Origin of the sequence: Bacillus cereus group sp. N21, assembly GCF_016483395.1 — a bacterium.
Taxonomy (GTDB): domain Bacteria; phylum Bacillota; class Bacilli; order Bacillales; family Bacillaceae_G; genus Bacillus_A; species Bacillus_A pseudomycoides.
Genome location: NZ_JAEHBX010000004.1, coordinates 149,733 through 174,685, shown reverse-complemented (window position 1 = coordinate 174,685; position 24,953 = coordinate 149,733). Strand labels below are relative to the sequence as shown.

Here is a 24,953-nt window from a genome sequence, read left to right as displayed (position 1 = left end):
TAACAAAACCTATTGCCTTCTATAAATTAATAGGTTTATATTGTTTTATTGGCATAGTTTCAATCCAAGGAGAAAGGAGATTTTCAATCGTGCAACTGAAAAAAAAATTTTGGAAGTTGGCTTCGCTTCTTCCACTATCACTACTCTTGTTCCTCGGTGGCTGTGATAAAAAACTTGCAGTATTAAATCCGCAGGGGCCTGTTGCAAAAACACAGTATGATTTAATCGTTTGGTCATTCATACTCATGTCGTTGATTATTGCAATTGTATTTATCTTGTTTACAGTCATCTTGATTCGTTACCGTGAAAAACCAGAAAATATGGACTATGAGCCACCTGATATACACGGTAATACTCTTTTAGAGATTATCTGGACTATTTTCCCTGTTATCATCGTGATTGCATTGTCAATCCCAACAGTAAAAGCAACATTTGCATCGGAAAAGCAGCCAGAGCAAACAAAAGATATGAAACCAGTTGAAATTTACGTTACATCTGCCAACTGGAAATGGTTATTCAGTTATCCAGAGGAAAATATTGAAACCGTTAACTATTTAAATGTACCAGCAGGTGTACCAATTCAATTTAAACTAACTTCTGTTGGTCCAATGAATGCCTTCTGGATTCCAGAGCTTGGTGGTATGAAATACACAATGGATGGCATGATTATGGACTTATATCTACAGGCTGATAAGCCAGGTTCTTACATTGGCCGTAGCGCAAACTTCTCTGGTGAAGGATTCACTGACATGGAATTTGAGCTTGAAGCAAAAACAAAAGAAAAGTATGACAAGTGGGTAAAAGAAGTAAAAGAAACTGCTAAACCACTTACAGAAGAAAAATACAATGAAATCATTAAACCTGGTGTAGTAGGGCGTATGACATTCACTAATACACATTTAAAATACGTAGATCCAAAATCACTTGAATATTGTGATTACAACTACTACAAAAACAAAAAGTAATAACGAATATTCCGACAGATTGGAGTGAATATAGTGAAGCTTGATGAATTTTTTGTCACAGGCGATCCGATTATCTATGGAGCGGACGTATCTATTGTTCTTGTGACGTTAGCGATCCTTTTTGTGCTAACAAAGTACAAAAAATGGAGATGGCTTTGGGATGAGTGGTTAACTTCTGTTGACCATAAGAAAATTGGGGTTATGTATATCATTTCAGCAATTGTAATGATGTTCCGTGGCGGTATGGACGGATTAATGATTCGTGCCCAGTTAACGTTCCCTGACACAACATATTTAAACGCTGAACACTATAATGGTATATTTACAACACACGGTACAGTTATGATCCTCTTCATGGCAATGCCGTTTGTTATGGGACTTATGAACGTTGTTGTTCCTCTTCAAATTGGAGCACGTGACGTTGCATATCCTTTCTTAAATGCATTAAGTTTTTGGTTATTCTTCGTAGGTGCTATGTTATTTAACATCGCCTTCGTTATCGGTGGTTCTCCAGACGCTGGGTGGACATCATACTTCCCAATGGCTGGTACAGAGTTCTCACCTGGAGTAGGAAATAACTTCTATGCAATTGCATTGCAGATTTCAGGTCTCGGGACACTGATGACAGGGATTAACTTCATGGTAACAATCTTAAAAATGCGTGCACCAGGCATGAAATTAATGCAAATGCCAATGTTTACTTGGTCTATTTTAATTACATGTGTCATCATCATCTTTGCATTCCCAGTATTAACAGTTGCTCTTGCATTAATGACATTCGACCGTCTATTTGATGCTCACTTCTTTACAATGGCAAGCGGCGGTATGCCAATGCTTTGGGCGAACTTGTTCTGGGTATGGGGTCACCCTGAAGTATATATCGTTATTTTACCGGCATTCGGTATTTTCTCTGAAATCGTAAGTACATTCTCACGTAAACGCTTATTTGGATATACCGCAATGGTTTATTCAATGGTTGCAATCGCAGCTCTAAGTGGTCTTGTATGGCTGCATCACTTCTTTACAATGGGTGCAGGACCAGCAGTTAACTCATTCTTCTCGATTTCAACAATGGCAATTTCGATCCCAACCGGTGTTAAAATCTTTAACTGGTTGTTTACGCTTTATAAAGGTCGTATCCGTTTTACAGTTCCAATGCTTTGGTCATTGGCATTTATTCCAAACTTCGTAATTGGTGGAGTTACGGGGGTTATGCTTGCGATGGCAGCAGCTGACTATCAGTACCATAACAGCTACTTCCTAATCGCTCACTTCCACTACGTATTAATCGCTGGTACAGTATTCGCGATGCTTGCTGGATTTACATTCTGGTATCCGAAGATGACTGGTCATATGCTAAATGAACGCCTTGGTAAATGGACATTCTGGATCTTTATGAGTGGATTTAACATTTGTTTCTTCCCAATGTACTTCTTAGGTTTAGATGGTATGACTCGTCGTATGTACACTTACTCTGCAGACCTTGGATGGGGCGGATTAAACCAAATCGCATCTGTCGGTGCAGTAATGATGGCAATTGGCTTCGCCTTATTATGCTACAACGTAGTTTATAGCATTCGTCATGGTGAGCGCGATGTAACTGGAGATCCTTGGGATGCTCGTACACTTGAATGGGCAACACAATCTCCAGTACAACATTACAACTTCGCAAAATTACCAGAAATTAAGTCTAGCGATGTATTCTGGGAAATGAAGAAGAACGGCGAAACTATTACACCAAAACCTGAAGAATTGAAACCAATTCATATGCCGAGTAATACAGGCGTTCCAATCATTATGTCTTGTCTTATCGGTCTTGCAGGTTTTGCATTAGTATTTAGCTGGTTCTGGTTAGCAATTGTCGGTGGTATTGGTATGTTAGGTTGTATGATCTGGCGCTCGTTTGATTACGACGACGGATATTACGTTAGCGTAGATGAAATTAAAAAGACAGAACATGTTGCATGAGAGGTGAAACGAAATGGCGGCTTTAGATAAAAGCTTACCTCTAGAATATCAATCCGAACAAAGCAGATTGAATATTTTAGGGTTTTGGATTTTTCTTGGGGCTGAAATCGTGCTGTTCGCAACACTTTTCGCCTCTTATCTAGTACTTGCTGGTCGTACGGCTGATGGCCCTACACCAGCTCAGCTGTTTGAACTTAAAACCCTTTTAATTCAAACGCTCCTACTTTTAACAAGTAGTTTTACATGCGGTATCGCAATTCATGAAATGCGTAAGCACAACCAAAAAGCGATGTTAGGATGGTTCATCTTCACATTAATTTTAGGTGCAGGCTTCCTTTTCTTTGAAGTTGAAGAGTTTATGGCTTATGTTGCAGAGGGCGCAACAATCCAAACAAGCGGATTCTTATCTGGATTCTTCGTTCTTCTTGGAACGCATGGTGCCCACGTAACAGCTGGTATCATTTGGGCAACTTGTGTTGTTATCCAAATTTTAAAACGAGGTTTAACACCAGTTACAGCTCGTAAAGTGTTTATTATCAGCTTATACTGGCATTTCCTTGATGTTGTTTGGATCTTCATTTACACACTAGTTTACTTGAATGGGATGGTGGCGTAATAATGGGACAAAACAATACTCAAGCAAACGCACATAGCGGTTTTCCATGGTCACACGTTTTCGGATTTATTTTATCGCTTGCATTAACGTTCCTCGCTGTATATGTAACGTTATATACAAGCTTGCCACTTTCAACAATCTTAACAGCCATTCTTGTAATGGCTGTGGCACAAGCAGCATTGCAATTTGTTATGTTTATGCACATGACAGAAGGCGAAGGAGTAATACAAACAATCACAATCGTATTCCACTTTTTCATCGCTGCAGTAACGGTTGTTGGTACAGTTTGGATTTTCTTCTCTATGTAATGGACATGAAAAAGACTGCTGAGGTAATTTCAGCAGTCTTTTTTTATTTATCGTACTATTTTCTCTTCCCCTCTCTTATCATCCACATTACGGCAATTAAAACATAATCATGAAACCTATACTTATTATGACAAATGTTAAGAAAACTCTTTCTTTATGGAATCGAGTTCACATGCATTGCTTTTCTTCCTATAATATGGCTAAAATGAGTACTATATTATTTGAAGGGAGAGAACGCAGTGGAACACCATTCCTCAGTCCTATCACTTATGATTGTTGTCGCAATCGCGTTTTTCATTCCCCTTTTGTTACAACGCTTTAAACTAAAAGCACTTCCTGTCGTTGTTGCAGAAATTATTGCAGGAATTTTTGTAGGAAAAAGTGGATTTAATATTATCGAGCCAGATATGTGGCTACAAGTTTTATCAACGCTAGGATTTATCTTCTTAATGTTCTTAAGCGGTTTAGAAATTGATTTTTCTATCTTTAAACAAAAAGGGAAAAAGAATAAGACGAATGAATCCAATACGTTCCAAGCAGCAAGCATTATCTTCTTATTTATTTTCATCTTATCCTATGCCCTATCACTTATATTTGTATGGCTTGGATTTGTAGATAACGCGATGTTCATGACATTGATTATCTCAACGATTTCTTTAGGTGTTGTTGTCCCAACACTAAAAGAAAACAACTTAGGAAAAACAGCAATCGGTCAAATTATTTTGTTAGTCGCCGTTATTGCGGACTTAGTTACAATGATTTTACTCGCTGTTTTCGTTGGATTAAACTCCGAAAGCGGTCAGAGCATGTGGCTTCTTCTCGTTCTATTTGGGGCAGGTATTGTAATTTACTTTGTTGCAAGACGCTTTAAAAATATTCCATACCTGGAAAGCCTAAAAGCTGGTAGTGTACAAATTGACACACGTGCTGTTTTTGCGCTTATTTTAATACTAGTCGGATTATCTGAATCTGTTGGTGCAGAAAACATTTTAGGAGCCTTTTTAGCAGGTGTACTCGTATCCTTATTATCACCAAATGAAGATATGGTTGAAAAACTCGATTCCATCGGATATGGTTTCTTCATTCCAATTTTCTTTGTAATGGTTGGTGTTAATCTAGAAGTATGGTCTATTTTTAAAGAGCCTTCTAGTATGTTAATGATTCCAATTTTAATTGTTGGACTCTTTATTTCAAAATTATTACCATCACTCGTACTGCGAAAATGGTACCCACATAATATCGTATTAGGAAGTGCTATTTTATTAACATCTACACTTTCCTTAGTTATTGCCGCAGCACAAATTGGTGAAAAGTTAAATATTATTAGTCCAAGTCTGTCTGCTTCCCTTATCTTGAGTGCAGTTATTACATGTATTTTTGCACCTGTACTATTTAAAAAGATGTTTCCAAAAGTGGAAACACCAAAACCAAGAGTTTCTATTATTGGTGCAAGTCGAATCACTCTTCCATTATCACTTGATTTAAAACGCGAAGATTATGATGTAACACTATACATGATGCGTCAAAATAAAGTAAATACCGAGGAAGCAAAATCTCATGACTTCCCAATCGTAAAACTAGATACAATTACGATAGACTTATTGGAGGAACAAAGAGCATTCGATGCCGATCGAGTTGTCGTTGCAACAAGTGATGATGAGCAAAACTTATTATTAGCAGAACACGCAAAAGAATTAGGCGTTGAGTATGTCATTGCAAGTGTAGAAGATCCTCTTTTACAGGAAAAAGCAACGCAAGAGCATATTGCTGTATTCTCGACGATTAACTCCACACGCATTTTATTACGTGCACTCATTGATAAGCCGAGTCTCGTTCGTTTAATTACGACTGCGAATGAAACGGTTCGCGAAGTGGAATTACGTAGTAATACATATAACGGTTTACCACTTCGTCGCTTGCCATTCCTAGGTGACGTACTCATCATCCAAATTTACCGTGGTAACAAAGCGTTAATACCACATGGTGATACAAAATTACAAAATGGTGATACACTTCTTGTAACAGGCTCAAAAGAGCACATTGATACAATGAAAAGCATATTAGAATAGCAAAAAGTCCCCTTTCAAAATTGAGAGGGGACTTTTTAAATCGAAATGTAAAAAATAACACAAAACAATTACTCCTTGTTTCCCTAAACCATAATACTTTTAATTTTTTTCTTATGATTCTTACTTCCTTATGGTAAAATATTACTATCATAAATTATGAGGATGAATCACACTATGTCTATTTCAACTTTAGCTCTTTTATTATTAGCAGAGGTACTTGCAGCCATTATTCTCATCGGTATTAGCATTGAAATTTGCAGCTATGGGTGGAAGAAGCCAAATGGAACGAAATACTTTTGTCTCTTTCTTTCCCTTATTATTGGTACTTGTAGCATATTAGGCCTTTGTGTTGCGCCGGCCTATTTCTTTTTACAACTCATAGAAAAAGCTTCATAAGAAAGGTGGATTATGTATGGTTACAATTAAATGTATTGACGCCTCCGAAACATACGAACTACGCCAAAAAATTTTACGTCCAACTCAACAGTTGGAAGATTGTAAATACCCATCTGATTACGAAACAAACTCCTTTCATCTCGGTGCCTTCTTAAATGACGAACTCATTAGCATTGCTTCGTTCTCTCATGAAATACCCCCTTCCTTACAGGGTAACCATCACTATCGTTTACGAGGCATGGCTACAGTACCTAACTTTCGGAAACAACATGCCGGTAGCTCATTAATCCAACAAGCTGAAGTAATCTTAAAAAAGCGTCAAGCAGAGATATTATGGTGTAATGCTCGTATTACCGTTACAGATTACTACAAACGATTAGGATTCCTTGAGCATGGTGAAATATTCGATATACATCCGATTGGACTTCATAAATTAATGTATAAAACATTATGAATTGAACTACCCTCACCTACCTCTACACGAGCTTGAGGTGGGGAATTCTTCATATTTTCTCTTTAAAAGACATAGAAAGACCTTCCATATGCGCGGAAGGTTTTTCTATGTCTCATTCATCCTCTTCAGATCGTATTGTTCTTCTATAATTGTAAGCATATAACGATGGTACCAAGAAACAAATAAATACAACAAGACCAATTAGTCCTGTGCCCTTTAAAGAAGCATTTGGTGTTACAATCATATTAATTCCCATAATTACAATTGCAAGTGTAATAGGGAGCAATAACAATTTTAAAAAATAGCTTCGTTTCACCGGTTCTCCGCCTTCATATCCCACTCCTTTTATGACATAACGGTAAAAAACCATACCTAATATCACAAGGTTTTGTAAAACAAATGCCATTCTAGTATGTTTTAGCCCTTGAATCATTAAGCGTTCATCTTTCACGATCCTCATCGATATCCTTCACTCCTTATCCTCCCAAAATAAATCATTTAACGTTTGATTTACGGCATAACAAATTTTTAAACACAAATCTAAAGAAGGATTATATTTTCCTTTTTCAATTAAACTAATCGTTTGCCGTGTAACTCCTACTTTTTCTGCTAATTGTTGTTGTGTTAAATCTAACTGAACACGAGCGACCTTTATTTTACTTACAGCCAATCCATGCCCCTCCTTCACTATTAATTGTAACTTATATATTCCATTATTATTGAAATGCAATTTCTCTCTTCATAACGAATTATCTATTTCTACGAATAAAAGTTTTACCTTATTATACACGAAAAAAGGTACTACCTATGAGGAGTACCTTTTTCTATCTCATTATAAAAATAAATGACATCCAAACAAAATCGCAAAGAAATAAAGAAGCGGATGAACTTCCATCCCTTTCCCTTTCACAATCTTTAAGATAGGATAGATTAAAAATCCAAGTGCAATTCCATTCGCAATACTAGATGTTAATGGAATCCCTACGAAAATTAAAAACGCCGGTAATGCATCTTCAAATTCATTCCAGTTAATATCGCGAATACTTTGTGCCATTAGACTTCCTACAATGATTAATGATGGAGCAGTAATTGCTGCTACACTTGATAAAGAGGCAATAACAGGACTGAAAAATGCAGTAACTATCGTTAAGCAGATTACTACAATACTTGTTAATCCTGTTTTACCACCTGCTGCAATTCCCGCTGATGATTCAATCGTTGCTGCTGTCGGACTTGTCCCGAATACTGCTCCCGTTGTACCACCGATTGCATCAGCAATAAATGCTTTACCGAAACGTTTTTCAGTGTTATCTGTACTTAAACCAGCTTGTTTAATTAAACCAAGCAAGGCACCGGTTGTATCAAATAACAGTACAAGTAAAAATGAAAACACAACTCCGTATAATCCATATTCAATCACATCAGATAACGCAGTCATCGGATTTGAAACAATGATTCCCTTTGGTAGGTGAGGGATAGCTGCAATTTTATCCTCAAACTTAAGTTGCCCTGTAAAAAAGGCAATGATGCCCGTCACAATCATACTAATAAATAGTGCACCACTCACACGTAATGCCATTAACACTGCTGCTAACACTAAACCAATTAGTGTTAAAATAACAGCTGGTGAATGAAAATCTCCAATTGTAACTAAATTAGATGGATGATCAACGATAATCCCGGATAAACGAAGACCAATGAAAGCAATAAATAACCCAATTCCACCCGCAATAGCCTGTTTTAAACTATCTGGAATTGCTACAATAAGCTTTTGACGAAATGATGTGAAGGATAGTAAAAGAAAAATAATACCTGTTACAAATACTGCTGAAAACGCAATGACATATGTAATGCCTTCTGCCTTTTGTACAACAGAATAAGCAAAGTACGCATTCATCCCCATTGCTGGAGCAATGACAATCGGATAATTTGCTAAAAACGCCATACATAGTGTTCCGACAACTGTCGCAATAATGGTTGCCGTAAATGCTTGATCAAAAGGTACACCTGCATCAGATAATATTTTCGGATTGATGACAAGAATGTACGCAAATGTAAAAAACGTTGTGATGCCAGCTAAAATCTCTTGCTTCACAGAAGTGTTATACTTTTGTAATTGAAACATGCTTAAGTACCCTTCCTACACAATGAATTATTATCACACATTCTTTTCTTACTATTATATGAGAAAATGTAATACTTAATCTTACCAACCAATAAAAAGAAGAGTCAATATATTCAATAATAGTTCGAATTTTAAGTTTAGGTCTGACAAATATAGATATAGTACAGCATACATCGACTATTTTTGTAGCATAACAGAAAGAAATGTTTTATAATTTAAAATAGTTAAACATCAAGTGAGCGTATTCAAACTTTTTCATCCAACAAGGAGGCTTCTTATGCAAAACACAAACAAATCAGGAAATTTAAACCGCGGTCTAAAACAACGGCATATCACGTTGATGTCTCTTGGATCAGCTATTGGAGTAGGACTATTTTTAGGATCCGCTTCCGCTATTAAATTAGCCGGGCCTTCTATTCTATTAGCCTATATGATTGCTGGACTCGTTATCTTCTTCATTATGCGCGCTCTTGGGGAAATGGCAATTGAACAGCCTGTTGCTGGTTCTTTTAGCAAATATGCACATGATTATTTAGGGCCGTTAGCAGGTTATATTACTGGATGGAACTACTGGTTTTTATGGGTTGTTACTTGTATGGCAGAAATCACTGCCGCTGGAATTTATATGGAGTTTTGGTTCCCGGATATCCCGCGCTGGATTTGGGCATTAATGGCTCTCGTATTAATGAGTGCATTTAACTTTTTATCTGTAAAAGTATTCGGGGAACTTGAATTTTGGTTTGCTTTAATTAAAATTGTCACAATTATCAGTATGATCGTAATTGGTACAGGAATTATTTTATTTGGATTTGGAAATGATGGTATCGCCACTGGTATTTCAAATCTTTGGTCACACGGCGGATGGTTTCCAAATGGTTTTTCTGGGTTACTTCTTTCCTTACAAATGGTTTTATTCGCTTATCTAGGAGTCGAGCTCATCGGTGTCACAGCTGGTGAAGCACAAAATCCAAAGAAAACACTCGCAAAAGCAATTGATAACGTATTTTGGCGTATTTTACTGTTCTACGTTGGAGCCTTATTTGTTATGATGGCAATTTATCCATGGAATGAACTTGGAGATAAAGGAAGTCCATTTGTATTAACATTCCAACAAATTGGTATAGCAAAAGCAGCAGGGATTATTAACTTTGTCGTCTTAACAGCGGCTCTTTCTTCTTGTAACGGTGGTCTATTTAGTACGGGACGTATGTTATTTACATTGGCGCAACAAAAAAAGGCACCTGAAAAGTTCGGCCGTTTGAATAAAAATGGGATTCCAAGTAAAGGAATTTTAGCAACTTCTTTCGTCCTACTAGCTGGTGTTATTTTAAACTATCTTGTTCCTGCAAAAGTATTTACATGGCTTACTAGTATTTCAACGTTCGGCGCAATTTGGACATGGGGGATCATATTAGTTACCCAAATCCGATTCCGAAAAGGATTACCAGCACAAACTAAGCAAAATTTAACGTATAAAATGCCTTTGTATCCATTAAGTTCTTATTTTTCACTCGGTTTCCTTACATTAGTATTAGGGATTATGGCTTATTCAGAGGATACACGAATTGCATTAATTGTTGGTCCAATTTGGTTAATTGCATTGGTAGTTGTATATTACTTAAAAGGATTTCATAAGATAGATGCTGTAGAAAATTCAAAAATTAGTTAAATATGTTACCCCTTCCTGATAGCGAGGAAGGGGTTTTCTTATTTTTCACACAAATATTTATCAACAAAATTCATGTTATTTTTACAAATTTTTTGTATATTTTACATTTTCCATCTTTATTTTCATAAAAAAATCCATTACATTATTAAGGTACATATATTTATTATTAGGGGGATTCTTCTATGAAGAACAAAAAATGGCTTAAACTTTCTTTAGCAACAGCAATTACACTCAGTGTCGGAAGCACTTATATTCCACCTGCTTTCGCTGAAAGTTCTACAGATCCAGCACCTGAAATTGCTGCAAAAGTTGTAAATCAAAACAATGGGAAGAAAGTATTATTTGATAATACACATGGGCAAACAGCAGGTACAGCTGATTGGGTCATTGATGGTGGTTTTTCCGATTTTGGAAATGGTATTTCTAAAAATGGATATTTTGTAAAAGAGCTTCGCCAATCTACACCTATTACATATGAAAATTTAAAAGATTATAATGTGTTTATTGTTCCTGAAGCAAATATTCCTTATAAAAAATCTGAACAAGATGCTATGTTACAGTATGTTAAAAATGGTGGTAGTATTTTCTTTATCGCAGATCATTATAATGCAGACCGAAATAAGAATCGCTGGGATTCTTCAGAGGTATTTAATGGATACAGACGTGGTGCATGGGACAACCCTGCAAAAGGTATGCCTAATGAAGAAGCAAACTCGCCAGCAATGCAAGGAGTAGAAAGCTCCGATTGGTTATCTCAAAACTTTGGTATTCGCTTTCGCTATAATGCGCTTGGAGATGTTTCTGCCAAAAATATTGTATTACCTGAACAATCCTTTGGTATTACGAAAGGTGTTTCATCAGTAGCTATGCATGCTGGTTCTACACTTGCCATTACAAACCCTAAATTAGCAAAAGGAATCGTGTACCTTCCAGAAAACCCATCAAAATGGAATAACGCTGTTGATAGTGGTGTTTATAATGGTGGCGGTATTGCAGAAGGTCCTTATGCTGCTATTGCTAAAGTTGGTCTTGGAAAAGCAGCATTTATCGGCGATTCTTCTCCTGTTGAGGATGCCTCACCAAAATATGTTCGTGAAGATACAGGACAAGCAAAAAAAACATATGATGGGTATAAAGAAGAAAATGACGCTATCTTATTAGGAAATATTGTTAATTGGTTATCTAAACAAGAAACCTATACAAGTTTAGATCAAGTAAATGGCTTACAACTTGATAACCCAACACCTTTACAAACATTTGAGCAACCTAATTTATCAACGGAGCCACAACCAGAGCCTTGGAGCGCCCCAAATCAAGGATATAAATGGTTCAATACAAATACATTTAAGCCAGGTTCATATGGATATAGCAGTACAGTAACTACACCTGTAAATAATTACGTAGTTACGCATCCTAGTATCCTGCCAAACAATGAAGTATTCCAAGTGAAAATTCAATTAAATAACTTATTACCAAATACAACATATAGTAATTATTCTCTAGGAATTTTCACAACTGGAGGATCACAAGTTGCGAAAATCCAAAATGAAAATGGTACTTGGCCTTCTAACTTTGAATATAGTAATGCATTCTCTTTTATAACAAACAGTCTAGGTTTTGCTGAAAAAGTAGTAAATGTACAACTCGCACCAAATACAACTGGACAAGCCACTTTGCGTCTTCGTCAAAATACAACGACAAAATATAATGAAGCTGTCACTATTAATAATAAATAATAAAAAAAGCAATCCTAAATGGATTGCTTTTTTACTACTCATCTTTTTCTTTTGAGAAAAACATTCTAGAAATAACAATTCCTAGTCCACCAATAAGTAAGAATAATACTGCACGAATCATCATTGATACTTCTGGTAAATCTAAGAAGAATAACTTACTCACTGTCACAACTAACACCACTAGCCCCGCATACAGTATTTCATTCATTCTTCTATTACGCCCAAACCAAACTGAAACTAAAGCATATATCATCCATAAAAGAGAGACAGGTATACTAATGATACTTCCGCTTGTTGAAAGAACCTCTCCTATTCTAGTAATTGTAATAAATACAAGTACCATAAAGCCGTACAGTGTAATCGAATACACATGTTTTCCAAAATTTTGTAACATTGGTTTCACTCTCATCATGCCATAATAAAATGTTCCAAGCAAAATGAAGTGAGCTACAAAAGCAGCTGACATAAATACTTCAAATGGACTAACGAGCGTTTGAAGCATACCAATCGCATAAATGACAGCGCTTATATAAAACTTAATCTCTTGTTTCAATTTAACAGAAGTAACAACACCTAAAAATCCTTGTAACATTAAGACGATCGATCCATTTACTAAGCTGAACTCATATAAAATCGCTAAACTAAACGATCCCATTGCAAATCCAAATAAAAGATCCGTAAATAATGATTTTTTATTTTTCGTATATTCAGCTACAAACATTACAGCGTGCACAATTGTACTAATCAATAATCCCCATGTTGTAAAGTCTGGAATTTTTACAATTTCCATAATAAAGAAGATTGCATTCGCACTAAACAACGCCATTCTAGGTTGATAAATAAAACTTCGGTTCATAAACATATGCCAAAAAAGTGTAATATGAATGAATCCATACACAACTGTTAATTGTACATTTAAATTTCCTAGTAACACTGTCATAATGACAAAGAAGACAAACGTTACAAGTACAGAAACACAATAAGACACCATATATAAATATTGATAACGGTTCTTATACGCATACCATAATAAACTAATCGTTAATATTGCTTCATATCCAAAGAAAATGTAAGAATTAGGTGTTGTACTATTTAATAAGAACGGTACAAAAAAGGCACCTACAGATACAAATATAGCGAGATACTCTGATTGATATCGCTTAGCTAGATAGATGCCAAGTATAATCCAAATAATATTTAATATAAATGCAATGGTTGCCGGAAAGAAATGATACAAATAATGTGCAGCGAATGTCGTTAAAACAATACCTGTAATACTCCCCCCAGCTAATACTAACCCTAATGCTTGACGTTCCTGTTTTATTTGCAGATCACCTACATAGTACAAACCAACTGATAATACTACGCCAAATACAATACGAATTGCTGGAGTAAGTAATCCCGCATCTACTCCCGCTTTAAATAGCCAAATTACCCCAAGTAGCATAATTGCAACGAAAATACGTGGTAGCCATGTTTGACAAAATTTTATAATATCAAATGGTTCAGGCTTAAACGCAGATATATCTACTTGTTTTACTTCTGATTCCTCCACACTTTCTTGACTAACGACTATTTCTTCTTGCCGTACATTTGACGCGGGGATACTGACTTCTGCTTTCTTTTCAATAGACTCCCGTTTGTTCAACTCTCTTTCTAGTTGAACTTTTTCTTCTATTTCCCTTTGCTGTACTTTTAATTCATAGAGCGCCTCTTGTATTGTATCAATTGCTGTTTCTAGAGCTTCTATTTTTTTGTTTAAATCCTCTTTCATTCTCTCCCCCCTCTAATTTTGCTGCTAAAACAGGAATACATCTATAATTGGTGAAATTACCAATTACCTACATCATACTATTAGCTTACTCATTTTTTAAGAGAATTTTTCCTAATATTTTCTAACTTCTGCCATTATAGTAACAAATAGCATTTCCCCTTCTATTTTTCAGCTTAACTAGAAAAATAGAAAATATTGCTTATGAGGTATTGCTTTGAAACAATCGATTGGGAACAATGGCTCAAAAAAGAAAACTCGTGGTCTACGACGTGCATGCCGGAATTTCTTGCAATATACGACTATACATACAAACTCTTTACCAAATGCTAATGAACAGTCTGCTTTAAGTTCCTGGTCTATTCCACTCCCCTTCAATCCTTCTTATATGCATTCAAAACGTAAATCAAACGCGATTAAACGATTTTATTTACAGACAGCAATCAATCGAGTAGAGCATTTAATCCGTATAAAAACTACAACTGAAAAAGAGTATCGTATTTATTTTGTTGTCTCTTTTCCTAATTTACACGCTTCTAATATCTTAATTGTATGTAGTAAACAAGGAATAGAACGATTTTTTGAAGGCTTTCTAGGTAGATACATGGACGGACCACAGTGGATTCCATTACCACAAGAACGCGATATTGAACAAGAATGCGGCTTACATATACCTAACGAATTACAAGTAAAAGGATATACAGAAATTTTTACTGATTCTGATTACAATGACAAAGAAATTTGGTTTATAGGTGAATTAGATTAAACAAAAAAGGCGTTTTCCAGTATAGAAAACACCTTTTTCTTCTAATCCTTTTTATTCATACAAGCACTTACAATCATTCCTAAGCAGCCACCTACAATCGCTGGAATAATCCATCCTACTCCTTCTGTATATAAAGGAATGTGTTCTAATATAGATGTCCATTTTGAAAGTAGCACGTTACGATTTAAAATATCTATTCCACTAAACACCGCTACTAGTCCAATAGTCACTGGATATATATACGTATACTTACCGATATACTTATGAAATAGTCCTAAAATAATAAGTGTTAAAGCAATCGGATAAATAAACCCAAGAATAGGGACTGATACTTTTAAAATTTGTGTTAATCCTAAATTAGCAAGAATCATACTAACAACACTTAAAGCAAAAGCCCACACTTTATAAGAGACTCTTGGAAATACTTCTGTAAAAAACTGACTACAAGATGTAACAAGTCCAATCGATACACACAAACAAGCAACTGTAAAAATAATTCCTAATAATATCATACCGCTCTGTCCAAATAATATAGTCATCACATGAGCTAATACTTGTGCACCATTATCAAATTTTCCAAGTGAGCCACTTATTGATCCGACATATCCGAGAATAACGTAAATAAGAGATAATAATAGCCCAGCACCGATACCTGCCATGCTCATATACTTTGCTATGTCTTTTTCATCTTGTACTCCTTTTACACGTAAAGCATTTGCCACAACAATTCCAAAGATTAACGCTGCTAAAGCATCCATCGTTAAATACCCATCTAAAAACCCTTGAAATACCGGAGTATTTCCATAGTTCCCCACTGGTACTTGAACATCTCCTACTGGTGTAATCATACTCTTTATAAAAATAAGGGCAATCATACATAACAATAAAGGTGTTAATAGTTTCCCAAACAGCCCCATCAATTTTGATGGTGATAAACTTAGCCAATATACAATGCTAAAAAAGATGACTGTATAGATAAGTAGCAACACACTACCGGAATCAGGAAATAATTGACCTGGTCCCATTTCAAAAGCTAAACTTCCTGCACGTGGTATACCAAGCCCAGGACCGATAAACAAATAAATTAAACAAGGAAAAATAATTGCAAAAGAGGAATGTACACGATTTGCTAGTCCTTGGAAACTTCCGGCCTTAGCGATTGCTATTACACCTAATATCGGAAGTCCAGTTGCTGATATGATAAAGCCCAACAATGCAATCCATACATGATTCCCCGCTTCATATCCAAGGAAAGGTGGAAAAATAAGATTTCCAGCTCCAAAAAACATGGAAAATAACATCAGGCTCATAAGCAAAATTTCTTTTTTCTGTAATGATTTCATTTCTTTCTCCTTCTTTACTTTCATATAAAGTGGAATCCTTTTCACCCTATATACATTTTGTTTGTTCCACATATAAATTGCGGCTACGCCTAACAAAAGATGATTCGCACTCATCTTCTCTCTTTGCCTTCACTTAGCATGAGACAGGAAAAGGATCTGACTGCTTCTATCCATGAACAAATGCTCTCTCCCATTTAAAAAAAGAGGTATATAACTCGATTTTGATTTTCCAACATATCAGTTGCGGCTTTGAAAACAAAAGCAGACCTCCACTCGTTTTCTCCTTTTGTTTTCCATGGCATGGGGCTAAAAAAGGCCCTAACCGCTTCTATACATAGTCGGATGCTCTCTTCCATCTAAAAAGAAAGGTTTTACATTGTTTTTCAATTTTCGCTTATACGCTAAAACAAACATAGTCCATAGTCTACCACAAAAGAAATCCCCATTCTATATCCACTCTGTTTTCCAATTCCTTCTGAAAAATCAACCTTTATTGACATGTAATAGTTAATAAAGTAAACTATTACATATACAAAACTATTAACTTTGTTTTTGTTTGTGTCAGGAGGAAACTGAAATGGAATCAACGATACAACTTGAGAAAAAACAACAACGAAACAAGAAACATCCTCCAGGTTTATACCTACTCTTCTTCACAGAAATGTGGGAACGATTTAGTTACTATGGATTACGAGGATTATTAACACTATACTTAACAACAGCTTTAGTAAGCGGTGGTCTTGGATTTAGTCCCGGGTGGGCACTTTCTATCTATGGCTTTTACACTGGAGCGTGTTACTTTACTCCAATGATTGGTGGATACTTAACTGACCGATTTCTTGGAAGACGTTTAGCTATCACGATAGGTGGCGTGACAATGGCAATCGGTAACCTTACGCTATTTGCCCTGCAAAACCAAATCGGCCTATACCTTGGACTCGCGCTTATTATTATTGGTAATGGTTTCTTCAAACCAAATATTTCTACACTTGTTGGACAACTGTATGAAGAAAATGACCCAAAACGTGATAGTGCATTTACCATTTTCTATATGGGTATTAACGTCGGTTCATTTTTAGCTCCACTCGTTTGCGGATTTTTATCAGAAAATTTATTCAAAACAACAGTAGATGGCGTTGTTCATTATGGCTTCCGTTACGGATTCTTAGCTGCCTCAATCGGTATGATTATTGGACAAATTTTATTTACAACATTGTCTAATCGCTACCTTGGTGATATCGGTAAAAAACCAACAATAGATTTACAAGCGGCATCAGGGAAACAAACAGCTGGTAATACACCACTCACAAAAAAAGAAAAACAACATACAGCAGTTATCGTTATTCTAACTTGCTTCGTCGTCTTCTTTTGGGCTGGTTTTGAACAAGCTGGTAGCTCGCTAACGTTATATACAAACAAGTTTGTTGATCGTTCTGTGTTCGGATGGGAAATCCCAACATCTTGGTTCCAATCAGTCAATCCACTATTTATCATTTTGCTTGCTCCCGCTATTTCAGCACTATGGGCTAAGCTGGCTACAACAAAACGTGGAGATTTAAAAATCCCAACAAAAATGGGACTCGGTATGATTTTACTCGGAATCGGTTATATCGTTCTTGTTATCGCTACATTAAAAACAGGTAGTGATGAACACAACATTATAGAGCAAGCAAACCTACTATTTATTGTCTTTACTTACCTTTTCCACACATTAGGTGAATTGTTCTTATCACCTGTTGGATTATCAATGGTCAGTTCCCTTGCACCAGTAAAACTCGCTTCATTACTGATGGGCGTTTGGCTCGCTAGTTCAGGAGTCGCCAACATTTTAGGTGGTCAACTCGCTAGTTTTACAACTTCACTTGGATATTCAGAAGTATTCACAGTTATAGGAGCAGTCGCTATTGTTTTAGGATGTGTTTTATTACTGCTTTCTAAAAAACTGGTAAAATGGATGGACTAAAAAAGCTGAGGGATTAGATTACTCCCTCAGCTTTTTTTCTTCGCTTTTACAAACTCCCCAGTAACAACAAAACGCTTCGAGTTATCAGATACAGACACACATGTAATAAGTGTAACTTCTGTTTTCCCGTGATCTTCTACTACTTCCCATTTATCAGGTGTTACTTCTGACACATTCGTAACAACGTACTCATACTCATTTTTATTATCATATAAATAGATTTTATCGTTCTTTTTTAACGAAGATACATCGCTAAACAAAACACCTTTTTTTGACATGTTATGTCCTGCCAATGCATAATTTTCTTTTCCCATCTCTTGCTTCTCTTTTACAGTTGCTGCTCCTGATAATAAATTCTTCTCGGTAGAAGCATTTAAAATAGGTAATTTCAATGAAATACTTGGAATCTCAATACGACCAATTACTTGTGTTTTATCTAATGATGCATTCGCTACCTCTGATAAATCAGGTTGGTCAATTTTAGATGCGTCTACAAATTTCGTATCCTGTTTTTGATATTCCATCTTCTGAACAGCTTGTACATTTTCTGTTTGCTTCTTCTCTGCCATATATCCGTCATAAAATGGCTTACCAATTAAAATGCCACCTACAACAAATAAAAGAACTGCTAGTATACTATATATTCTCTTCTTATTCATACATAATTCCTTCCCTTTACAAAATCTTACTTCTATATAAGATGATAAAGTAAGATGACTATATGTACAAGTGCGAGACGAAAAGGAAAAGAAATTTATTTACTGATACGGTAAAAACTTAACACTCCATCTGCTTCATCCGCACTTACAAACAAATCTCGACCGTTTACTTTATAAATTCCTTCTGGTGCTGCCCCAGCTGATGGGGCAAGTCCAATATAAACCGGGAACATCGGAATTGTTATATCAAAAAACAATACAGCATTCGCCCTTTCAGCAGCCACTGCTAAAATAGGATTTCCTTTTATCATACCAGTCGCTACATTTTCCACTTCACTTCCGCGATTCTCACTTCTGCTATCAGGATATAAACCAACAGCCGCTACTTTTTCATCAATAAGATTCATACTATCGTATACAAGAGACCCAGCCTGACTCCATACAGAAATGTTTCTCCCTCCTGATTTCACGCCATCTTTAAATTCATTTTTACCAAGATCCCCTTCATTAGCAGTAATGAGAAATCGCCCAGACGGGTCCCATGTCACACCATCTGGTTCTAGGCGTGCAGTCATCTCATCTTGAAAAGATACGGTACCATCCTTTTTTAAATCTGCTTTATGTGTTGTGATGCCAAGACCAAATATATTTTCAATTCGTTTTTCTACAATATTTACAATTGCTACCGTATTATTTTCTTGTAATGTAACAGCTGCTTTATCTCCTTTTGGGCTAATCGCTACATACTCCGGCTGCGGATCATGCTTATAGATTGCTCCATTACTAATGTTACTCATATGGATTGGAAGCTCAATATGTTCCCCGCGCATGACATCACCGTCAGGAAATGTAATCATAGAAATACTTCCTGGTCGTTTTGTTTTTTTCATATTCACTTCATTTTCATCATTTGGATCGTTTTCTTCATCTTCATTACAAATAATAAGTGTTCTTCCATCTGCTGTTAACGCTACTGAATCTGGTCCTACACCTACTTCATACGTTTTTACAACTCTCTGCGCTGCTAAATCCACTACCGCCACTTGTCCCTTATTTGCATAATATAAGTTATCTCCAGTTCGAAAAGCAGCCAATGCGTACTTTCCGTCTGGTGTAACCGTTACACTCGTTACTTCTGCTTCTGAATGAATTTCTTTAAAACTCACATTTCCCAATACTTTTATATTCTCTAAATCTGCAATTGATAGAATCTGAATTTGTCCTAAATCAGCTTCCGTAACAACAAGTGTATTCCCATCAGGTGTTGATGCTGTAATTTCAGCCTTCCCATTTGGCATTTGAAATGAGGCGATTCGATTAACCTTTGTATCCTTATGTTTTTTACCAATAAAGTCCGTCACCATCTGTTCCACTTTCCCGCGATACGCTGGGTTAGATATACTCCCCTTTGGTAACGTATCTATTTTATTCACAACCTTTTGTGCTTCCTTGTCTATTCTTTCTGCACTCACATCATTTCCTGTCCATAATACACTTGCAATCATCCCACCGTATAAGAACGCCTTTTTCATTTCCCCACTCCCTTTATTCGATACGTCCAATTTCTATCATAAAAAATATTTGTAAATCTTCACTTCGACACACATTAATTTTTTGTAAAAAATAGAATGTTTATTACAAAAAAAGACGTGCACGCGGCACGTCTTCAAGCAAATTTATTTCGATAAAGTGAAATATGGAATACAGTCATTTGTATAAAGAAGATTAAAAACACAACATATAATGGGTACGCAGGAATATACGGGGTTACAATCGGATATATAACAAGCAATGCAGCTGCAGTCGGCATAACATACCAAAGCGCCATAAAAGTCGTACGACATGCTTTTGCTGTAATGATTTCTTCCCGCTCATCATCTTGTGGAAATAACAAGGGAAACATCCAAAAAGATAATTTCTTATATTTCTTCTTTTGAACTTTATAAAAAATAGTTGATACAACAGCTACAATTAATAACAATAAAAACGGTGTGATGCTCATCGATATTTCAAATGGCACTTTCTCTGTTTGAATAATATTTGCAAATTCCACCTCAAAATAATAGAGTTCAATAAATGCCCAGCTAGCTAATCCGATAAATAACACATTCACCACATAAGACAAAATGATTCTATTCACCTTTTTCTCCCTCCTTATTTAAAACAAACACATCCTCCATCTTCAAACCAAACACATCACAAATCGTTAGCGCTAATAACAACGATGGAACGTAATCTCCTTTTTCAATTGCTGCAATCGTTTGCCTTGTTACGCCAACTTTTTGAGCTAATACGCTCTGCGTAAAGTTAAAACGGGCTCTTAGCTCCTTCACTCTATTGCAAATGGTCAATTTTACCACCTCTCACCATCATTGTATGCTAAGCTTTACAAAATGTAAACTTAACTTAACATTTATTTCGTAAAAAAATCCAACTTTACCAGATGTAAAGTTGGATTTGATTTTAATTTAAAATTGTAACTTTAACCGTTCTGCGTCCCCAAGCACTAGAAGAAGCTTTATCTGGCATTAATACATCAATTCTATGACCTTTAATATCTCCGCCAGTATCCCCGGCAATTGCTTCACCGTATCCTTCAACAAATACACGAGATCCCAATGGAATAACCGCATCATCTACAGCAATTAATTTCATTCCTGGGTTTGCAGTTAAGTTATGACCCAATTTAGATTTTACAGTTTCACCTGGCTTATTTCCATTTTCAGAAGGATCAGCTGTATAAGCAGTTGCCAATACATAAATTTCACGCCCACCTTTAGCCGGTTTTGGCTCTGGCTGAGGAGTAGATGGTGTTTTTCCACTTTCAGCTTGCTTAGGCGCTGGTGCTGTTTGCTTAGCCGCGTCTGCTATTGCTTTTGCTTCTGCTTCTTTCGCAGCTTTTGCTTCTGCTTCTGCTTTTGCTTGAGCTTCCGCTGCTAATCTTGCAGCTTCTTGCTCACGAGCAATTGTTTCTTGTACTTCTTTCATACTTGATTCAATTTTTGTTTTTTCTTGTTCAGCTAAATTAATTTGACTTGCAATTTGATTATATTTTGCTTGCACAGCTTGTAAGTTTTCTTGACGCTTTTTCAAGTTTTCTTGTAAATCCGCTTGTGCTTTTGCTAATTTTTGTTTGTCTACTACTAAAGACGCTTCTTTTTCGTCAATTGCTTTTTTGTCTTCTTCAATTTGACGAAGATCTTGTTCTTGCAGACGTAAAATCTCTTTATCTGCATCTAGGATTGTAGATACTGCATTCATACGTTGTAAGAAATCAGCAAAATTCTTTGATTCTACTACAACTTCTACTACTAAACTCGTATTTGAGCTATTTTGAACAGAAACCATACGTTTTTTCATAATATCTTTACGAGCAAGTACTTTATCCTCTAAAACGATAATCTCTTGCTTTTTCTGTTCAATTTGCTTATGCGTTTCATCGATTTTACTTTGAATAGCAGCTTGGTCCTCTTTGTTTTTTGTAATTGTATTATTTAAATTATGTAGTTCACTTTCAATACCTTGTATTTCTTTATTAACAGCTTGCTTCTCTTGTTCTTTTTGCTGAATATCATTGTTATTCTGCTGCAATTGCTGTTGCATGTTGTCCAGTTTCTCGTCGTTTGACTCAGCTTTTACAGCGACTGTACTAGAAAGACCAATAATTCCTGCTAATACTAGACTACTGATTCGCTTAAAATAGTTCATAATCCGACTCCCTTCTCATACAGTTATACATGATTTGTTTTACAGTTTGTTTACAAACTCATTAAATACACTTTATTTTTCATGACAAAAAAATGAAAACAACCCATAAAATGTAATGAACTCTTAACTTTTAACAACTGATTTTCATACAAATCTTACAAAATGTAAATTCGTATATTAGAAACAAAAGATTACACGACATTAAAAATATTGTCAAATCCTGTAGAAACCTTACTGATACAAAATTAGTCTGTTGACAACATATGACAACCTTCTACAAATTATATAAATCCAAATTGAAAAACCATCATAAAACCTTTCTTTTTGGGCGGAAGAGAGCATCAAGCCATGCATAGAAGCAGTCAAATTCTTCCCTTGCCCCATACCAATCTAAAAAAGAAAAAAAATAAGTGCAGATCACTTTTTTATTCTTCGTAACAGTGACTTATATATTGAAAAATCGAAATAGATTTATATGGTTTAACTCTCATTTTCCCTTACATTTGATGGCGAAAGGGAATTTAAAATATTTCTCTTTTTATTGTGTCATCGTGGGGGTACTCACTATTATTTTCCTATAAAGCTGAAAGAGTTGTCCTACTAAATAGGGCGCTCTTTTTTATAAAAAATTTGTTGTCTTCCTTTTATTTACTTTAAATTTTCAGAATAGTATAATATTAAATGTATCCTACATTATAAAAATGAATTACGAGCATGATAAATCTACGTTAAAGATACCTCCATAACCTCGTAAGCATAATAGGAGGATTGCACATGTTGTGACTGAAACAGGATATTCAATTTAATTTACTACTACAAATACAAAAGGGGTGCAATCATGTTTATTGTTACAAAACTTATTCATATTAAATTCGGCTATGAAGAACAAATTATTCGTTCTCTACAAGAATACTATCCAAACTCCGGTACATATGGGTTTATTAATCTAGAATTTTCTCGCATGAAACGTACTGAGCATGGGAATGAATATATGATTCGTATATTATGGAAAACACAGCAAGATTATCATGAGTGGATTTCTCAAAAACAGGAAACTACAACGATGCCATGGAAACAAAAATTCAAAAGCTATATTCTCTCATCAAAATCCCATGCTACGCACGTTAAATATTTACACTAAAAGAGCCTTCTGCAAATTTGCAGTAAGGCTCTTCTTCATCCCTCTTTCCTATCGAAACAACTCGGTCTCTAAAAAATAAAATTTGATTTTACATTTTATTAAAGCTATAATAGATTCCGAATTTTTTCGAAAGGAGCCACATTTTGACAGCTTATTTATTTCCAATTAAAACAGCATTTATTCTATTCCCCTTTTTAGCAATGATTCTATTGATTCCATTTTTAATATTTAATTACAGAAAATATGGCTATTTAAATAAATGGCGTTCATTTATTTTATATTCTTTACTGCTTTACTTGTTAAACGCTTATTTTCTTGTCATCTTACCGCTGCCACAAACCTATGATACATGTAGCTTGCAGCCAGCTAATACACAGCACGTTCAGCTTGTACCGTTTTATTTCATTCAAGAAATCAGCAACCATACAGCAGCAGTATTAGCCAAACCAGCTACCTATTTCTATTTATTAAAAGAATCTGCTTTTTTACAAGTCGCATTCAATGCACTATTAACGATTCCAATCGGCATATATTTACGTTACTATTTCCGCCTTGGTTTTTTACAAACAATCTTCTTTTCACTTTGTCTCTCACTATTTTTTGAGATAACACAAGTGACTGGATTATACGGTATATACAATTGCGCATATCGTTTATTTGATGTCGATGATTTATTTTTAAATACACTTGGGGGAGCAATTGGTTATTTCATCGCACCGATATTCACGTACTTCCTTCCTAAATCAAATGAATTAGATGCACATGTCGATTTAGCTACGAAACCAGTTGGATTTATTCGTCGTCTTATCGCACTGCAAATTGATTGGATTTTCTTATCTATTGTTGTGCCAGTTATAAAAAATAAAGGGAATTCTATTTTCATTTCTAGTATCCAGTCTTATACCAATCTATATGAACTTATTTTCACCCTATGTGCGGTCTTCATTTATTTCATCGTCATTCCGTATTTGACGAACGGAAAAACAATTGGTAAAGCGTTGCTTCGTATTCATATAAAAGGTAAAAATGAGCGAATTACCATTAAAGAATTATTTATTCGTTACGGCCTGTTCTATTTTGTTTTAGGTGGAATGAACTATATTCTCTCTAGTAGTTCCATATTGAATCAGACTAATCCATTAACTATGCTCATTATATTACTGTTTATGTTCTCAATTAATGGTCTCTTCATTATACATGTCCTATTACATGTATTTAGTCGAGATAAATTATTATTTTATGAGCATATAAGCCATACAAGAAATGCAATTACACTCCAAAAAGCTGACAAATAAT

At 35.5% G+C, this 24,953-nt stretch carries 23 protein-coding genes; 13 read left to right on the top strand and 10 right to left on the bottom strand.

The window, feature by feature from the left end; genetic code table 11:
- Positions 1-89: 89 nt before the first annotated feature.
- From qoxA to JDS96_RS03885, 7 genes are all read left to right on the top strand, one after another.
- Positions 90-965, top strand: a complete 876-nt coding sequence (gene qoxA / locus JDS96_RS03915) for a cytochrome aa3 quinol oxidase subunit II (RefSeq protein ID WP_003205897.1) — start codon at positions 90-92, stop codon at positions 963-965.
- 33 nt (positions 966-998) lie between these two features.
- Positions 999-2,933, top strand: coding sequence for a cytochrome aa3 quinol oxidase subunit I (qoxB, locus tag JDS96_RS03910; protein WP_003195272.1), 1,935 nt, complete (start codon positions 999-1,001; stop codon positions 2,931-2,933).
- Positions 2,934-2,946: 13 nt separating this feature from the next.
- On the top strand, positions 2,947-3,549 hold the full coding sequence (qoxC, locus tag JDS96_RS03905; RefSeq protein ID WP_003195274.1) for a cytochrome aa3 quinol oxidase subunit III: 603 nt from the start codon (positions 2,947-2,949) through the stop codon (positions 3,547-3,549).
- 2 nt (positions 3,550-3,551) lie between these two features.
- Positions 3,552-3,857, top strand: a complete 306-nt coding sequence (qoxD, locus tag JDS96_RS03900; protein ID WP_003195276.1) for a cytochrome aa3 quinol oxidase subunit IV — start codon at positions 3,552-3,554, stop codon at positions 3,855-3,857.
- Between the two features lie 239 nt (positions 3,858-4,096).
- Positions 4,097-5,926, top strand: coding sequence for a monovalent cation:proton antiporter family protein (locus tag JDS96_RS03895; protein ID WP_199666117.1), 1,830 nt, complete (start codon positions 4,097-4,099; stop codon positions 5,924-5,926).
- A gap of 162 nt (positions 5,927-6,088) precedes the next feature.
- On the top strand, positions 6,089-6,322 hold the full coding sequence (locus JDS96_RS03890; RefSeq protein ID WP_113708546.1) for a DUF4022 family protein: 234 nt from the start codon (positions 6,089-6,091) through the stop codon (positions 6,320-6,322).
- 16 nt (positions 6,323-6,338) lie between these two features.
- Positions 6,339-6,776, top strand: a complete 438-nt coding sequence (locus JDS96_RS03885; RefSeq protein ID WP_003195282.1) for a GNAT family N-acetyltransferase — start codon at positions 6,339-6,341, stop codon at positions 6,774-6,776.
- A gap of 112 nt (positions 6,777-6,888) precedes the next feature.
- Here JDS96_RS03885 and JDS96_RS03880 read toward each other — a convergent pair whose 3' ends face one another.
- The 3 genes from JDS96_RS03880 to JDS96_RS03870 form a co-directional block, all read right to left on the bottom strand.
- On the bottom strand, positions 6,889-7,236 hold the full coding sequence (locus tag JDS96_RS03880) for a hypothetical protein (protein ID WP_199666115.1): 348 nt from the start codon (positions 7,234-7,236) through the stop codon (positions 6,889-6,891).
- 9 nt (positions 7,237-7,245) lie between these two features.
- The gene (locus JDS96_RS03875; RefSeq protein ID WP_016113146.1) at positions 7,246-7,446 is read right to left on the bottom strand and encodes a helix-turn-helix transcriptional regulator; all 201 of its coding nucleotides are present in this window, start codon (positions 7,444-7,446) and stop codon (positions 7,246-7,248) included.
- 162 nt (positions 7,447-7,608) lie between these two features.
- Positions 7,609-8,901: an NCS2 family permease gene (locus JDS96_RS03870; RefSeq protein WP_003195288.1), complete on the bottom strand. Its 1,293-nt coding sequence runs from the start codon at positions 8,899-8,901 to the stop codon at positions 7,609-7,611.
- Positions 8,902-9,178: 277 nt separating this feature from the next.
- Between JDS96_RS03870 and JDS96_RS03865 the strand changes: the two genes are divergently transcribed.
- Both JDS96_RS03865 and JDS96_RS03860 read left to right on the top strand, forming a co-directional pair.
- Complete coding sequence (locus JDS96_RS03865) at positions 9,179-10,570, top strand: amino acid permease (RefSeq protein WP_033795885.1); 1,392 nt, start codon at positions 9,179-9,181, stop codon at positions 10,568-10,570.
- Positions 10,571-10,752: 182 nt separating this feature from the next.
- The gene (locus JDS96_RS03860) at positions 10,753-12,306 is read left to right on the top strand and encodes a DNA-binding protein (RefSeq protein WP_199666113.1); all 1,554 of its coding nucleotides are present in this window, start codon (positions 10,753-10,755) and stop codon (positions 12,304-12,306) included.
- A gap of 34 nt (positions 12,307-12,340) precedes the next feature.
- Here JDS96_RS03860 and JDS96_RS03855 read toward each other — a convergent pair whose 3' ends face one another.
- Positions 12,341-14,080: a DUF2339 domain-containing protein gene (locus JDS96_RS03855; protein WP_199666111.1), complete on the bottom strand. Its 1,740-nt coding sequence runs from the start codon at positions 14,078-14,080 to the stop codon at positions 12,341-12,343.
- Between the two features lie 214 nt (positions 14,081-14,294).
- Between JDS96_RS03855 and JDS96_RS03850 the strand changes: the two genes are divergently transcribed.
- Positions 14,295-14,843 carry a DUF3916 domain-containing protein gene (locus JDS96_RS03850; protein ID WP_033797549.1) on the top strand — a complete coding sequence of 183 codons (549 nt, stop codon included), beginning with the start codon at positions 14,295-14,297 and terminating at the stop codon, positions 14,841-14,843.
- A gap of 41 nt (positions 14,844-14,884) precedes the next feature.
- On the opposite strand, the gene brnQ1 is transcribed toward JDS96_RS03850, so the two are convergent.
- Positions 14,885-16,186, bottom strand: coding sequence for a branched-chain amino acid transport system II carrier protein BrnQ1 (brnQ1, locus tag JDS96_RS03845; RefSeq protein ID WP_472926293.1), 1,302 nt, complete (start codon positions 16,184-16,186; stop codon positions 14,885-14,887).
- Positions 16,187-16,763: 577 nt separating this feature from the next.
- Between brnQ1 and JDS96_RS03840 the strand changes: the two genes are divergently transcribed.
- The gene (locus JDS96_RS03840; RefSeq protein WP_199666107.1) at positions 16,764-18,149 is read left to right on the top strand and encodes a peptide MFS transporter; all 1,386 of its coding nucleotides are present in this window, start codon (positions 16,764-16,766) and stop codon (positions 18,147-18,149) included.
- A 26-nt stretch (positions 18,150-18,175) separates the two neighbouring features.
- On the opposite strand, the gene JDS96_RS03835 is transcribed toward JDS96_RS03840, so the two are convergent.
- From JDS96_RS03835 to JDS96_RS03815, 5 genes are all read right to left on the bottom strand, one after another.
- Positions 18,176-18,808, bottom strand: coding sequence for a class A sortase (locus tag JDS96_RS03835; RefSeq protein WP_003195147.1), 633 nt, complete (start codon positions 18,806-18,808; stop codon positions 18,176-18,178).
- A 95-nt stretch (positions 18,809-18,903) separates the two neighbouring features.
- Positions 18,904-20,340, bottom strand: coding sequence for a WD40 repeat domain-containing protein (locus JDS96_RS03830; protein ID WP_199666105.1), 1,437 nt, complete (start codon positions 20,338-20,340; stop codon positions 18,904-18,906).
- A 134-nt stretch (positions 20,341-20,474) separates the two neighbouring features.
- Complete coding sequence (locus JDS96_RS03825; protein ID WP_018765544.1) at positions 20,475-20,948, bottom strand: hypothetical protein; 474 nt, start codon at positions 20,946-20,948, stop codon at positions 20,475-20,477.
- Positions 20,941-21,168, bottom strand: a complete 228-nt coding sequence (locus JDS96_RS03820; RefSeq protein WP_199666103.1) for a helix-turn-helix transcriptional regulator — start codon at positions 21,166-21,168, stop codon at positions 20,941-20,943. The genes JDS96_RS03825 and JDS96_RS03820 overlap by 8 nt, the downstream gene beginning before the upstream one ends.
- Before the next feature lie 103 nt (positions 21,169-21,271).
- Entirely contained in the window at positions 21,272-22,516 is a 1,245-nt protein-coding gene (locus JDS96_RS03815) for a PcsB-like coiled-coil domain-containing protein (protein WP_018765546.1), read from the bottom strand.
- An 838-nt stretch (positions 22,517-23,354) separates the two neighbouring features.
- Between JDS96_RS03815 and JDS96_RS03805 the strand changes: the two genes are divergently transcribed.
- The gene (locus tag JDS96_RS03805; RefSeq protein WP_199666101.1) at positions 23,355-23,657 is read left to right on the top strand and encodes an antibiotic biosynthesis monooxygenase family protein; all 303 of its coding nucleotides are present in this window, start codon (positions 23,355-23,357) and stop codon (positions 23,655-23,657) included.
- A 143-nt stretch (positions 23,658-23,800) separates the two neighbouring features.
- Entirely contained in the window at positions 23,801-24,952 is a 1,152-nt protein-coding gene (locus tag JDS96_RS03800) for a VanZ family protein (protein ID WP_199666099.1), read from the top strand.
- The last annotated feature ends 1 nt before the right edge of the window (position 24,953 follow it).